This is a genomic window from Janthinobacterium sp. 344 (assembly GCF_900112025.1).
In the GTDB taxonomy this organism is placed as follows: Bacteria; Pseudomonadota; Gammaproteobacteria; order Burkholderiales; family Burkholderiaceae_D; genus Janthinobacterium.
Map to the genome: position 1 here is coordinate 716,826 of NZ_FOKL01000002.1, position 13,868 is coordinate 730,693.

Annotated in this window: 10 protein-coding genes; 2 read left to right on the forward strand and 8 right to left on the reverse strand. The window is 64.3% G+C overall.

The features are described from left to right. Positions 1-21 precede the first annotated feature (21 nt). Together BM193_RS09405 and BM193_RS09410 are read right to left on the reverse strand one after the other, a co-directional pair. The gene (locus BM193_RS09405; RefSeq protein WP_092798125.1) at positions 22-1,257 is read right to left on the reverse strand and encodes a M20/M25/M40 family metallo-hydrolase; all 1,236 of its coding nucleotides are present in this window, start codon (positions 1,255-1,257) and stop codon (positions 22-24) included. Further along, on the reverse strand, positions 1,254-2,486 hold the full coding sequence (locus tag BM193_RS09410; protein WP_092798124.1) for a urate hydroxylase PuuD: 1,233 nt from the start codon (positions 2,484-2,486) through the stop codon (positions 1,254-1,256). Before BM193_RS09410 ends, BM193_RS09405 begins: the two co-directional genes overlap by 4 nt. A 131-nt stretch (positions 2,487-2,617) precedes the next feature. Here BM193_RS09410 and BM193_RS09415 point away from each other — a divergent pair, with 131 nt between their 5' ends. Both BM193_RS09415 and BM193_RS09420 read left to right on the forward strand, forming a co-directional pair. Next, positions 2,618-3,556 carry a LysR family transcriptional regulator gene (locus BM193_RS09415; protein ID WP_092798123.1) on the forward strand — a complete coding sequence of 313 codons (939 nt, stop codon included), beginning with the start codon at positions 2,618-2,620 and terminating at the stop codon, positions 3,554-3,556. Positions 3,557-3,628: 72 nt separating this feature from the next. Beyond that, positions 3,629-5,383 carry an allantoate amidohydrolase gene (locus tag BM193_RS09420; protein WP_092798122.1) on the forward strand — a complete coding sequence of 585 codons (1,755 nt, stop codon included), beginning with the start codon at positions 3,629-3,631 and terminating at the stop codon, positions 5,381-5,383. 20 nt (positions 5,384-5,403) lie between these two features. Here BM193_RS09420 and BM193_RS09425 read toward each other — a convergent pair whose 3' ends face one another. The 6 genes from BM193_RS09425 to BM193_RS09450 form a co-directional block, all read right to left on the reverse strand. Beyond that, entirely contained in the window at positions 5,404-6,639 is a 1,236-nt protein-coding gene (locus tag BM193_RS09425; protein ID WP_092798121.1) for a Zn-dependent hydrolase, read from the reverse strand. Between the two features lie 13 nt (positions 6,640-6,652). Beyond that, the gene (gene hydA / locus BM193_RS09430; RefSeq protein WP_092798120.1) at positions 6,653-8,044 is read right to left on the reverse strand and encodes a dihydropyrimidinase; all 1,392 of its coding nucleotides are present in this window, start codon (positions 8,042-8,044) and stop codon (positions 6,653-6,655) included. Between the two features lie 26 nt (positions 8,045-8,070). Then, positions 8,071-9,555, reverse strand: a complete 1,485-nt coding sequence (locus BM193_RS09435) for an NCS1 family nucleobase:cation symporter-1 (RefSeq protein ID WP_092798119.1) — start codon at positions 9,553-9,555, stop codon at positions 8,071-8,073. 113 nt (positions 9,556-9,668) lie between these two features. Further along, positions 9,669-10,949: an NAD-dependent dihydropyrimidine dehydrogenase subunit PreA gene (gene preA / locus BM193_RS09440; RefSeq protein WP_217638481.1), complete on the reverse strand. Its 1,281-nt coding sequence runs from the start codon at positions 10,947-10,949 to the stop codon at positions 9,669-9,671. Next, entirely contained in the window at positions 10,949-12,316 is a 1,368-nt protein-coding gene (locus BM193_RS09445) for an NAD(P)-dependent oxidoreductase (RefSeq protein WP_092798117.1), read from the reverse strand. Before BM193_RS09445 ends, preA begins: the two co-directional genes overlap by 1 nt. A gap of 46 nt (positions 12,317-12,362) precedes the next feature. After that, entirely contained in the window at positions 12,363-13,865 is a 1,503-nt protein-coding gene (locus BM193_RS09450) for a CoA-acylating methylmalonate-semialdehyde dehydrogenase (RefSeq protein ID WP_092832290.1), read from the reverse strand. Between the last annotated feature and the right edge of the window lie 3 nt (positions 13,866-13,868).

Below are 13,868 nucleotides of genomic sequence, written 5' to 3' on the forward strand. Positions count from 1 at the left end.
TGTAAGCCAAAGCGCCCTGGCCTATTTCTGCACCAGGAAGTCCAGCAAGGTCAGCGCGACGATCTTGCTGGCCTTGCGCAAGTCGTCCAGCGCCAGGCGCTCGTCGGCCTTCTTCGCATTCGACTCGGGCACCGTGCGCGGGCCGGCGCCATACAGCACGGCCGGGATGCCCCGCTCGCCATACAGGCGCGCGTCCGCATACAGCGGCGTGCCGACGGCGGGGATGCTTTCGCCGAGGATCGCTTGCGCATTCTTTTGCAGGCTGCCGACCAGCTGCTCGGAGCCAGGCAAGGGGCGCAGCGCATGCGACAGCAGCAGGCGGCGGATCTCGATGCGGATGCCCGGCTCGCCCCGCACGGCGTCCTCGATCAGCGCGCGCACCTGCGCTTCCACCGCCACCGGATCTTCTTCCGGGATCATGCGGCGGTCCATCTTCATGACGACTTTTCCCGGCACCACATTGGTATTCGTGCCACCGTCGATGCGCCCCACCAGCATGGTAGGCGAGTCGATGCCGGCTACTTTCGATTTGATCTTTTTCAGTTCCGGCAGCTGGCCATAGATGGCGTTGAGGATCTTGTTGGCCGCCTGCAGCGCGTCATGGCCCGTCTCCGGCATGGAGCCGTGGCCCGACTTGCCATGCACGGTGATTTCCAGCTGCAGGCAGGCGTTGTGCGCCGTGACGATGCCGTAGCTGAAGCCGGCGGCGATGACGAAATCGGGCTTCGTCAACTGCTGCTCCAGCAGCCAGCCTGGCCCCAGCAAGCCGCCGAATTCCTCGTCGTAGGTGAAATGCAGTTCCAGCTGGCCTTTCAAGGGAATGCCCAGTGCCTCCAACGCGCGCGCGGCAAACACATAGGTGGCGAAGTCGCCCTTCGAGACGGCCGTCGCGCGGCCGTAGATATAGCCGCCGTCGATCTGCCCGCCATACGGCGGATAGGTCCAGTTGTCGCCGGGCGGCACCACGTCGCCATGCGCGTTCAGCGCCAGCGTCGGGCCGCCCGCCGCATATGGGCGCCGCACGATCAGGTTGGTGATGCTTTGCATGCCGTAGGCTTCCACCTGGTCGGCCGGCACCGCGTGTTTTTCCGCGTGCCAGCCATACGCCTGCAGCAGCTGCGCCACCAGTTCCGCGTGCGGCGCGTTATTGCCGGGCGGCGTATCCGTCGGCTGCTGCACCACCTTCTGTAAAAAGGCGACTTCCTCGTCGAAATGGCTGTCGATCCAGTCCGTGATCTGCTCTGCGTGCGTTGTCATTTTTTTCCTTGCATGGTCTGTTGCAGCCAGACGCCCAGCTCACTGCGCTCGGCCTCCGTCATGTTGGTCAGGTTCCCGATCGGCATGGCCTTCAGCTCGATGGCCTGCTTGTAGATTTGCGCCACGTGCTGGCGGATTTCCGCTTCATTATCCAGCATCATGCCGGCCGGCGCCGTGGCGAAGCCCGCTTGCGTGGGCCGGGCGGAATGACAGGTGGCGCAGCGCTGGGCGATGATGGCATGCACGGCCTGAAATTGGGCGGCCGGATCCACGGCCGGCGCGGCCGCCACGGCCACGGGCGCTTTCGGCGCGATGGCCACGGCCACCGCCACCAGCAAGGCCACGCCGAGGGCCGGATAGCGCCACTCGACCCGGCCCTTGTGGCGCAAATTGAAAAAGTGGCGGATGAAGACGCCGGCCGCCATGATCAGCGCCAGCACCAGCCAGGCGTGATCGTTGCGGTAGGTCATCGCGTAATGGTTGCTGATCATGATGAACAGCACCGGCAAGGTGAAATAATTGTTATGCACGCTGCGCTGCTTGGCCTTCAGGCCGTGCTTCGGGTCGGGCAGCTTGCCGGCGGCCATGGCCTCGACCATCTTGCGCTGGCCGGGAATGATCAGCATCAGCACATTGGCCACCATGATGGTGCCGATCATGGCGCCCACGTGGATGTAGGCGGCGCGTCCGCTCAGCAGATGCGTGAGCACATAGGCGGCGCCGACGATGAGCGCGAACACCGTCACGCCGAACCACAGCTCGTATTGCGCCAGCTTCGAGCGGCACAGCAGGTCGTACACGGTCCAGCCGATGACGAGGGTGGCGATGCCGATGCCGACGGCCTGGCCGCTGGAAATATCGGCCACGGATTTGTCGATCATCATGGCCTGCGCATTGAAGTAATACGCGATGGTCAGGAGGGCAAAGCCGGACAGCCAGGTGGAATACGCTTCCCACTTGAACCAGTGCAGCTCCTTCGGCAGTTCGGCGGGCGCCACCAGGTATTTTTGCGGGTTATAGAAGCCGCCGCCATGCACGGCCCACAGCTCGCCCGACACGCCTTTTTTCGCCAGTTCGGAACCGGGTGTGGGCGGACGTATCGAGTTGTCGAGCCAGACAAAATAAAACGAAGCGCCGATCCAGGCGATGCCCGTGATGACGTGCAGCCAGCGGACGATCAGGTTCAGCCATTCAAGGCCGTACGGAATCAGGTAGGCAAATACTTCCATAAATTTCCTCTAGTCAGACCGAACCCATATTCGTGCCAATCTACACAAGATAAACGGATTTACCGCCCATCACATGAAAAATATCGTATATTTGACATATCCGATTCGATATACAACAGAGCCATCGTCCCATGTCCAGCCTGCCGCAACACCTCGACTTGCACCTGATCCGCATCCTCTACCTGCTGCTGGTGGAAAAAAACGTCTCGCGCGTGGCGCTGAAACTGAACCAGCCGCAGCCCTCGATTTCCGCCTCGCTGCGCAAGCTGCGCGAGCTGACGGGTGATCCGCTGCTGGTGCGTGGCGCGCGCGGCATGGTGCCCACCCAGCATGGCGAAAGCCTGCTCAATCCGGCCAAGCGCATCCTCGACCAGACGGAAAGCCTGTTCGTCAAGAAGACGCCGTTCGTGGCGCAGGAAGAGGCGCGCACCTTCCACATCGCCGCGCCAGACTACCTCGATAGCCAGTTCCTGCCCAACGTGGTGGCGCTGCTGCGCCGCGGTTCGCCGAAAAGCCGCGTGGTGCTGCATAGCCTGGGGCCGGGCATCGACCATATCCGCCAGCTGTCCGACGGTGGCCTGGACCTGGTGATCGCCAACTGGGACGAGCCGCCCGCCCATTTGCATATCTCGAAACTGTTCGAGGACCCGATCATCTGCGCCATGCATGCGGAAAACGCCTACGCGCGGCGCACGGCCAGCGACGCCATGACCCTCGATGATTATCTGAGCCTGCCCCACGTGGCGCCGTCGCAGATGATGCCCGGCTATCACGGCGTGATCGACTCCTTCCTCGAGCGGCAAAACCTGCAGCGCAACGTGGTGGTCGAATCGGCGTATTTCGGCCTGATTCCCTACATGCTGACGCAGACCGATCTGGTGCTGACAACGGGCCGCCAGTTCATGCGCTTCTATGAAAAGACCCTGGCGCTGAAGACGTATACCGTGCCCTTGAAATTTCCGCCGATGCGCTTTTACCAGCTGTGGCACCAGCGCGTGCACCAGGCGCCCGAACATAAATGGCTGCGCGACCAGGTCAGCGCCGCGGCCAAGGCGCTGGTGCAGCGATAGGCGCTATCAGCGCGCGCATATAATGGACGCCAGACGGGGCGCTATCATCACCGCTTGCATGATCGGAAAACCATGACCACCCTTTCAGACCTGAACGCCGGCAGCCCGGCCGACTTTATCGCCCGGCTGCATGGCATCTACGAACATTCGCCCTGGATCGCCCAGCGCGCCGCCGCCGCCATGCCGTTCGCCAGCCTGACGGCGCTGAAGACGGAACTGCAGCGCGTGCTGGCCCTGGCTTCGCCGGAAGAACAGCTGGGACTCATTCGCGCCCACCCCGAACTGGCCGGCAAGGCCGCCATCGCCGGGCAGCTGACGGCGGAGTCCACGCGCGAACAGGCCAAGTCCGGCCTGAACCTGTGCAGCCCCGACGAATTTGCCACCCTGCAGCGCCTGAACAGCGACTACAACGCCAAGTTCGGCTTTCCCTTCATCCTCGCCGTCAAGGGACCGACGGGCGAAGGCTTGACGCGCCAGGACATCATCGCCACCTTTGCGCGGCGCCTGAAGAACCGCCGCGCCGACGAACTGGCCGAATCGCTGCGGCAGATCAAGCGCATCGCCGAGCTGCGCCTGAACGACCTGTTCGACGTGCGCCTGGACTTCGGTCCGGCCATCATGCAGCAGGCGGAAACGCTGGCCGGCTGGAGCGACAGCGACTACAACCTGACCTGCGCCTACCTGACGCCGGCGCACCGCAAAACGGCCGCGCAGCTGGCCGCGTGGATGACGGAAGCGGGCATGCAGGTGCATATCGACGCCGTCGGCAACGTGGTCGGGCGCTACCTGTCCGACACGCCCGGCGCGAAAACCCTGATGACAGGCTCGCACTACGACACGGTGCGCAACGGCGGCAAGTACGATGGCCGCCTGGGCATCGTGCTGCCGATCGCCGTCGTGCGCCACCTGCATGAGCGGGGCGAGAAACTGCCGTTCCACTTCGAGATCGTCGGTTTCGCCGAAGAGGAAGGCGTGCGTTTCAAGAGCACCTTCCTGGGCAGCACGGCCGTCACGGGCAGGTTCGACGTATCGCTGCTGGAGCAGGTGGATGCGGATGGCGTCAGCATGCGCGAGGCGCTGGCCGCCGCCGGCCACGCAGCGACCGCCATCGGCGCCATCGCGCGCGATCCGGCTGACTTATTGGGCTACGTGGAAGTGCATATCGAGCAGGGGCCCGTATTGCTGGAGCGCGACCTGCCATTGGGGATCGTCACGGCGATCGCCGGCAGCTCGCGCTACCAGGTGACATTGGGCGGCGTGGCCAGCCACGCGGGCACCACGCCCATGACCATGCGCAAGGATGCGGCCAGCGCGGCCGCCGAAATCATCCTGCTGGTGGAGCAGCGCTGCGGCCAGGGCGAGGCGCTGGTGGGCACCGTGGGTCAGCTGCACGTGCCGAATGGTTCCGTCAACGTGATCGCGGGCGCCTGCACCCTGTCGCTCGATATCCGCGCGGCCGTTGATAGCGTGCGCCAGGCGGCCGTCGACGATATTTTGGACGGCATCGCCGCCATCTGCGCGCGGCGCCAGATCGACTACCAGCTGGAATTGCTGCTGGCGATCAGCGCGGCGCCATGCGCGCCGTGGCTGATGGCGCAACTGGCGCGCGCCGTGGAATCGGTCGGCATCGCCCCGTACGCACTGCTGTCAGGCGCCGGCCACGACGCCATGGCCATGGCCGCCATCACCGACGTGGCCATGCTGTTTGTCCGCTGCGGCAATGGCGGCATCAGCCACAATCCGCTGGAAACCATGACGGCGGACGACGCCGACATCGCGGCGCGCGCGCTGCTGGCGTTTTTGCGCGACTTCCAGCCCAAGCCCTGAGCGGGCCCGGGCCGGCGCCGCTACACGGCGACGGCCCGCTCCAGCATCGCGTGCAGCAGCACGTTGCAGCCCGCTTCCAGGTGCTCGGGCTTGGCGTCCTCGATTTCATTGTGGCTGATGCCGTCCTTGCACGGCACGAAGATCATGCCGGCCGGCGCCAGGCGGGCCGCGTAGATGGCGTCGTGGCCGGCGCCGGAGACCACGTCCATCACCGAGTAGCCCAGCTTTTCCGTGGCGTTGCGCACGGCGCCCACGCAGTCGGGGTGGAACGGGCATGGCGGGTAGTAGGAGACTCTTTCCAGTGAAATACCCAGCCCGGTTTTGTCGCGCGTGGCGTCGATGAAGGCCGTGATCTCGCCATGCATGGTGTTGAGCAGTTCGTCGTTCACGTTGCGCAGGTCGATGCTGAACTTGACCTCGCCGGGGATCACGTTGCGGCTGTTCGGGAACACCTGCACCATGCCCACCGTGCCGCGCCCGTACGGCGGGTAGCGGTTGGCGATCGCCACCACCTCCTGCATGATGGTGGTGGCCACCTGCAGCGCATCCTTGCGCAAGCCCATGGGCGTCGGTCCCGCATGCGCTTCCATGCCCGTCACCACGCAGTCGTACCACGACAGGCCCATCACGGCCGGCACCACGCCGATGATTTTATCGGCGTCTTCCAGCACGGGCCCCTGCTCGATATGCGTCTCAAAGTAGGCGCCGATCGGATGGTCGCCCGGCACCTGCTCGCCCTTGTATCCGATGCGCGCCAGCTCCTCGCCCACCGTTTTTCCCTCCGTGTCTTTCGCCGCGTACGCGGTCTCCAGCGAAAAGGCGCCGCAAAACACGCCCGAACCCATCATCACGGGCACGAAGCGCGAACCTTCCTCGTTGGTCCAGAAAGCCACCTCGATGGGCGCCTGCGTCTTGATCTTCAGATCGTTCAGGGTGCGCACCACTTCCAGGCCCGCCAGCACGCCGTAATTGCCATCGAACTTGCCGCCCGTGGGCTGGGTATCGATATGGCTGCCCGTCATCACGGGCGGGAGTGTGTTGTCGACGCCATCGCGGCGCATGAAGACATTGCCGATCTGGTCGATGGTGATGCTCATGCCCGCGTCCCTGCCCCAGCCCACCACCAGGTCGCGGCCTTCTTTGTCCAGGTCCGTCAGGGCCAGGCGCTTGACGCCGCCCTTGGGCGTGGCACCGATCCGCGCCAGTTCCATCAGGGCCGCCCACAGGCGGTCGCCATTGATCCTCAATTCACTCATGCCACTCTCCTGGTCATGCCGTGACGGCGGAAAAGGCGGGGCGCTCGACATAGCGTCCCGCACCCTCGACGGCCGTCAGCTCGCCCTTGTGGAACACCACCTTGCCGGCGGCAATCGTGGTGCTGGGGATGCCGCGCACGGTGCGCCCTTCGAAGACATTGAAGCCTCCCTTGGCGAACTGCGTGGCGGCGGAAATGGTGCGCGTGCCTTGCGGGTCCCACAGCACGATGTCGGCGTCGCTGCCCACGGCGATGACGCCCTTGCGCGGATACATATTGAAGATCTGCGCCGCATTGGTGGACGACACCTTGACGAATTCGGAGGGCGTCAGCATGCCGGAATTGACCCCTGCATCCCACACCACGGCCATGCGCTCCTCGACGCCGCCGCAGCCGTTCGGGATGCGCGTGAAGTCATTCTTGCCGGCCGCCTTCTGCTCGGCGCAGAAGGTGCAGTGGTCGGTGGCTGTCGTGTGCAGGTTGCCGCTTTGCAGGCCGTGCCACAAAGCCGATTGATGGTGCTTGCCGCGAAACGGCGGGCTCATGACGTGGCCAGCCACGTAATCGAAATCGTCGCCCTGGTAGACGCTGTCGTCGATCACCAGGTGGCCCGCCAGCGCCTCGCCATACACGCGCTGGCCGTTGGCGCGCGCGCGCGTGATGGCGTCCAGCGATTCGGCGCACGAGACGTGCACGATGTAGACAGGCGTATTCAGGACGTTGGCGATGGCGATGGCGCGGTTGGCCGCTTCCGCTTCCACTGCTGGCGGGCGCGACAGCGGATGCGCCTGTGGTCCCGTAATCCCCTTCTTGAGCAAGGCTTGCTGCAACTGGAAAACCAGCTCGCCGTTTTCCGCATGCACGGTGGGCAGCGCCCCCAGTTCCAGCGAACGGGTAAAGCTTTTCACCAAGGTTTCATCGTCGGCCATGATGGCGTTTTTATAGGCCATGAAGTGCTTGAAGCTGTTCACGCCATGCTCGCGCACCAGGGTGCCCATTTCCTCATGAACCTGCTCGCTCCACCAGGTGATCGCCACGTGGAAGGTGTAGTCGCCGGCCGCCTTGGCCGACCACGCGCGCCACTGGTGATATGCCTCGATCAGCGACTGCTTCGGGGCGGGGATGACGAAGTCCATGATGGTGGTGGTGCCGCCCGCCAGCCCCGCCGCCGTGCCCGTGAAAAAATCATCGGACGTCACCGTGCCCATGAAGGGCAAATTCATGTGCGTATGCGTGTCGATCCCGCCCGGCATCACGTACTGGCCGCCCGCGTCGATCACGGTGGCGCCGGCAGGAACAGCGAGATTCTCGCCGACGGCGGCGATCGTGTCGCCCTCGATCAGCACATCGGCGCGGAAGGCGCGGTCGGCGTTGACGACGGTGCCGCCACGTATCAGTGTAGTCATCTTGTCTCCCTTTTCATTCGCATAGATCAGGATTGCGGCGCCTGCTCCACGCGCGCCGCCACCTTGCCCTTCATCATGCCGCCGTAGACGACGGCGGCGATGGCCACGCCCACGAACCAGGCGTAGGTGTAGATGGTTTTAAAGCCTTCGGCCACGTCGGGGAACGCCGCGGGAAAGGCCGCGTTCAAAAAGCCCGGGATATTCGGCAGCACGGCGATGACAAAGGCGATCAGCGCCGCCATGTTCCAGCCATTGCCATACGAGTAGACGCCGTCATCGCGGTACAGCTGCTTCACGTCGAGCTGCGTCTTGCGCACAAAATAGTAGTCGACGATGAGGATGCCGGCGATGGGTCCCAGCAGGGCCGAGTAGCCGATCAGCCAGGTGAAGATATAGCCCTGCGTCGACTCGAGCACCTTCCACGGCATCATGACGATGGCGATGAAGGCCGTGATGTAGCCGCCCATCTTGTACGAAATCTGCTTCGGCGCCAGCGAGGAAAAATCGTATGCCGGCCCCACCAGATTGGCCGCCAGGTTGACGCTGACGGTGTCGATCAGGAGGATGATCAGGGCGATCAGCACGGCGGCGCCCGTCATGCGGCTGGCCAGGTCGACGGGGTCCCAGATCGCCTTGCCGTACATGACGACGGAACCGGCGGTGACGATGACAGCCAGCATGGCGAGCAAGCCCATGGGCACGGGCAAGCCGATCGACTGGCCGATCACCTGGTCGCGCTGCGTCCTGGCGAAGCGCGTGAAGTCGGGAATGTTCAATGCAAGGGTAGCCCAGAAGCCCACCATGGCGGTGAGCGACGGCCAGAATACGCTCCAGAACTGGCCCGCCTTTTTACCGCCGGGGATGAATTGCGATGGCTGGTCCAGCAGCGCGCTCACGCCGCCGGCCTTGCTGTGCACCCAGTACAGCAGCACGAAGCAGATGAGGATTTTCAGCGGCGCCGTGTAGGTTTCCAGTTTGCGGATCGATTCCATGCCATGCAGGATGTAGTAGAACTGGATGGCCCAGAACGCGAGAAAACACAGCAGCTGGCTGCCGTTGATGCCCAGGCCGGCGATCTTCTCGCCGCCCAGTTCATGGCCCACCAGCACGCCCATCAGGGTATAGATCATCTGCCCGCCGAACCAGGTCTGGATGCCGTACCAGCCGCAGGCGACGATGGCGCGCATCAGGGCCGGCAAGCGCGCGCCCATGGTGCCGAACGAGGCGCGCGCCAGCACCGCATACGGAATGCCGTACTTGGTGCCCGCATGGCCAATCAACAGCATCGGCAGCAGCACGATGGCATTGGCGAGAAAGACCGTGAGCACGGCCTGGTAGCCGGACATGCCGCTGTCGATCAGGCTGGCCGACAGGGTGTAGGCGGGTATGCACATCACCATGCCGACCCACAGCGCGGCGAAGTGGTACCAGCGCCAGGTGCGCTGCGCCGCCGTGGTGGGCGCCAGGTCTTCATTCCAGAGTTGCGTGTTGCCTGAGTAGTCGTGGTTCACAGGTGGACTCCATCGGTAGCGAGATACGGCAAAGGGGAAATCACGGTAAGCGAATCTAGCTTACCGCAATAACCAGGGAATGTTTATAAATAAACACACGCAAAAAGCGTGCCCTATGCCGTCTCCGCCAACGCCCTTGGGTTGCGCGGATCCTGCGTCCAGTTCATGTACGGCTTTCCTGTTGTCTGCGGCACCATCGTGATGCAGCCCTGCACCGGACAGGTGATTTCGCACAGGTTGCAGCCCACGCATTCCTCCTTGATGACCTCATAGCTGCGCGTGCCGGCGGCGTCGATCAGCTGCGCAATGGCCTGGTGCGACGTGTCTTCGCAGGCCACGTAGCACTTGCCGCACTTGATGCAGTCGTCCTGGTTGATGTGCGCGATGACCTGGTAATTCATGTCCAGGTATTTCCAGTCCGTCGTGTTGGCCACGGCCTTGCCGGAAAAATCGCTGATTCGTGCATAGCCCTTCTCGTCCATCCAGCGCGACAGGCCATCCTTCATTTCTTCGACGATGCGGAAACCATGCAGCATGGCGGCCGTGCAGACCTGCACGCAGCCGGCGCCCAGGGCGATGAATTCGGCCGCGTCGCGCCAGTTGCCGATGCCGCCGATGCCGGAAATGGGCAAGCCCCGCGTCTGCGGATCGCGGGCGATTTCCGCCACCATGTTCAGCGCGATGGGTTTCACCGCCGCGCCGCAGTAGCCGCCGTGCGTGCTGGCGCCGCCGACGATGGGCAGGGCCACCATGCGGTCCAGGTCCAGCGAGGTGATGGAATTGATGGTGTTGATCAGCGAGACGGCATCGGCGCCACCCGCCTTGGCCGCGCGCGCCGGCATGCGCACGTCCGTGATATTCGGCGTCAGCTTGACGATGACCGGCAGCTTGCTGTGCTTCTTGCACCACGCGGTGACCATCTGCACGTACTCGGGCACCTGGCCCACGGCCGCGCCCATGCCCCGCTCCGGCATGCCGTGCGGGCAGCCGAAATTGAGTTCGATGCCGTCCGCACCCGTCGCCTCGACCTTGGGCAGGATGTCGGCCCAGTAGTGCTCCTCGCACGGCAGCATCAGCGAAACGACGATGGCGCGGTCAGGCCAGTCCTTTTTCACCTGCGTGATTTCGCGCAGGTTGATCTCCAGTGAGCGGTCGGTGATCAGTTCGATGTTATTGAAGCCCACCACTTCGCGGTTCCTGCCATACAGGGCGGAATAGCGCGACGAGACGTTGACGGCGGCCGGGTCTTCACCCAGCGTCTTCCAGACGACGCCGCCCCACCCCGCCTCGAAGGCGCGCACCACGTTGTAGGCCTTGTCGGTCGGCGGCGCGGAGGCCAGCCAGAACGGGTTCGGCGACTTGATGCCGCAAAATTCGATGCTGAGATCAGCCATTATGCAGCCTCCACTTTATTCAACAAATCGGAATGAATGGCCAGTGCGGCCAGCTTGCCATGCTGGACGGCCTGCACCGTCAAGTCCTGCCCCGGCGCCACGCAGTCGCCGCCCGCGTAGATCCCCGGCAGCACCGTGCGAAAACCCGCATCGACGGCGATCTTGTCGCCTTCGCGCTGCAGCAAGGATGCCATCGGGTCATGCAGCACCTGCGCATCGAGGCTCTGGCCGATGGCCTTGAAGATGGCGTCGGCCGCCACGTCGAAGGTTTCGCCCGTGCCCGCCAGGCGCGTGCCCTGCATGGCGGTTTTTTCGAAGCGCATGCCGGCCACCTTTCCCCCGCCATCCAACAGCACCTGCTGCGGCTGGGCCCATGTCAGCATGCGCACCTGGTTGGCCTTGGCGATTTCCTGTTCATGGTGGGTGGCCGTCATGGCGTCGAAGCCGCGCCGGTAGACGAGGGTGACTTCCTCGGCGCCCAGGCGGCCAATCTGCACGGCCATGTCGATGGCCGTATTGCCGGCGCCGATGACGATGGCGCGTTTCGGCACGGGCAGCGCGGCCAGGTCTTCCGCCTGGCGCAGCGCGGCGATGTAATCGATGGCGGCCAGCAGGCCCGGCGCATCCTCGCCCGTCAGCGCCAGCTTGCGGCTGGCGCCCAGGCCCAGGCCCAGGAACACGGCATCGTATTGCGCGTGCAGGTCGCGCAGGTGCACATTCTCGCCCAGCGCCTGGCGACATCGGATTTCAATGCCGCCGATGCCCAGCAGGAATGCGATTTCCTTTTGCGCGAAATCGTCCGTCAGCTTGTACTTGGCGATGCCGTATTCATTCAGGCCGCCCGCCTTGCCCTCTTTTTCAAAGATCACCACATCGTGCCCCAGCATGGCCAGGCGGTGCGCGCACGACAGGCCGGCAGGGCCCGCGCCGACGATGGCAATCGTCTTGCCGGTGCTCGCCGCGCGCCGGAACGGGTGCGTCGCAAAGTGCATGTGGTCGACGGCGTAGCGCTGCAGCAGGCCGATTTTCACGGGCTGGCCTTCGGCGTCGTGGTTGCGCACGCAGACGTCTTCGCAGAGGATTTCCGTCGGGCAGACGCGGGCGCAGCTGCCGCCCAGGATGTTCTGCTTCAGGATGCCGGCGGCGGCGCCGTTGATGTTCTTGTCATGGATGTTGCGGATGAAGCTGGCCACGTCGATTTCCGATGGACAGATGCGGCTGCACGGCGCGTCGTAGCAGTACAGGCAGCGGGCGCTTTCGATGGCCGCCTGGCGCGCCGTGAGCGGCGGCGCCAGGTCCGTGAAATGGCCTGCCAGTTCCTCGTTGGGCAGGGCGGGATGCGGTAAATAGTGCAAAGACTCGATCATCGCGTATTCCTCTTGTTATGTGCGGCCGGCTTGTCGTTTGAAACCCTTACTTCATCTGGGGAAAAGCAAATTCCACACCAGCGCTGGCCGTGTTGGGCCAGCGCTGCATCACGGCCTTGTGGCGCGTATAGAAGCGCACGCCTTCGGGGCCATACGCGTGGTGGTCGCCGAACAGGCTGCGCTTCCAGCCGCCGAAACTGTTGAAGGCCATCGGCACGGGCAGCGGCACGTTGACGCCCACCATGCCCACCTGGATCTGGCGCACGAATTCGCGCGCCACGCCGCCATCGCGCGTGTAGATGGCCACGCCGTTGCCATACTCGTTGGCGTTGATCAGGTTCACCGCATGCACCACGTCGGGCGAGCGCATCACGCACAGCACGGGACCGAAAATTTCTTCCTTGTAGATGCTCATGTCGGGTGTCACGTGGTCGAACAGGGTGCCGCCCACGAAGAAGCCGTTTTCGCGTCCGGCCACCACATGGTTGCGGCCATCGACGAGCAAGGTGGCGCCCTGTTCCACGCCTGAGGCGATGAGTTTTTCGATGCGCTGCTTCGCCGCGCTGGACACCACCGGTCCCATTTCCGCACCATCGGCCATGCCGTCGCGCACTTTCAGTGCGGCCGTGCGCGTTGCCAGTGCATCGATCAATTTGTCGCCCGCGTCTCCCACGGCCACCACCACGGAAATGGCCATGCAGCGCTCGCCCGCCGAACCGTAGGCGGCGCCGATCAGCGCGTCGACGGTCATGTCCATGTCGGCGTCGGGCATCACCACCATGTGGTTTTTCGCGCCACCCAGCGCCTGCACGCGCTTGCCGCTGGCGCTGCCGCGCGCATAGATGTATTCGGCGATCGGCGTGGAGCCGACAAAGCTGATGGCCTGCACCACGGGATGGTCGAGCAGGGCATCCACCGTCACCTTGTCGCCCTGCACCACGTTGAAGACGCCATCGGGCAAGCCCGCCTCCTTGAGCAGTTTCGCATGCAGCAGGGAGGCCGACGGATCGCGCTCGGACGGTTTCAGCACGAAGGTGTTGCCGCAGGCAATCGCCACCGGGAACATCCACATCGGCACCATGACGGGAAAATTGAATGGCGTGATGCCGACACAGACGCCCAGCGCCTGGCGGATCGACCAGGCGTCGATGCCGCGCGAAATCTGGTCCGTGAATTCACCCTTCAACAGTTGCGGAATGCCGACGGCAAACTCCACCATCTCGATGCCGCGCGCCACCTCGCCCTGCGCATCGGCGAAGGTCTTGCCATGTTCGCGCGTGAGCATGGCGGCAAAGTCGTCCGTGTGCTGCTGGCACAGCTGCAGGTAGCGGAACAGGACCCTGGCGCGCGTCAGCGGCGGCGTGGCGGACCAGGATGGAAAGGCGGCGGCGGCCGCCTGCACGGCCGCGTCGACTTCCTCGCTGGTGCCGAGCGCCACCCTGGCCACGGGTTCGCCCAGGGCGGGGTTGTAGACGTCGCCATAGCGGCCGCTCTGGGTGTCGACTTTGGCGCCGTTGATGTAGTGGGTGATGGTGTCGAGAGTGTTCATGAT

Coding starts and splice junctions, on each gene's coding strand:
- preA (WP_217638481.1), bottom strand. CDS start 10,949: ATGGCTGATCTCAGCATCGAATTTTGCGGCATCAAGTCGCCGAACCCG.
- BM193_RS09415 (WP_092798123.1), top strand. CDS start 2,618: ATGTCCAGCCTGCCGCAACACCTCGACTTGCACCTGATCCGCATCCTC.
- BM193_RS09450 (WP_092832290.1), bottom strand. CDS start 13,865: ATGAACACTCTCGACACCATCACCCACTACATCAACGGCGCCAAAGTC.
- BM193_RS09445 (WP_092798117.1), bottom strand. CDS start 12,316: ATGATCGAGTCTTTGCACTATTTACCGCATCCCGCCCTGCCCAACGAG.
- BM193_RS09405 (WP_092798125.1), bottom strand. CDS start 1,257: ATGACAACGCACGCAGAGCAGATCACGGACTGGATCGACAGCCATTTC.
- BM193_RS09420 (WP_092798122.1), top strand. CDS start 3,629: ATGACCACCCTTTCAGACCTGAACGCCGGCAGCCCGGCCGACTTTATC.
- BM193_RS09425 (WP_092798121.1), bottom strand. CDS start 6,639: ATGAGTGAATTGAGGATCAATGGCGACCGCCTGTGGGCGGCCCTGATG.
- BM193_RS09410 (WP_092798124.1), bottom strand. CDS start 2,486: ATGGAAGTATTTGCCTACCTGATTCCGTACGGCCTTGAATGGCTGAAC.
- hydA (WP_092798120.1), bottom strand. CDS start 8,044: ATGACTACACTGATACGTGGCGGCACCGTCGTCAACGCCGACCGCGCC.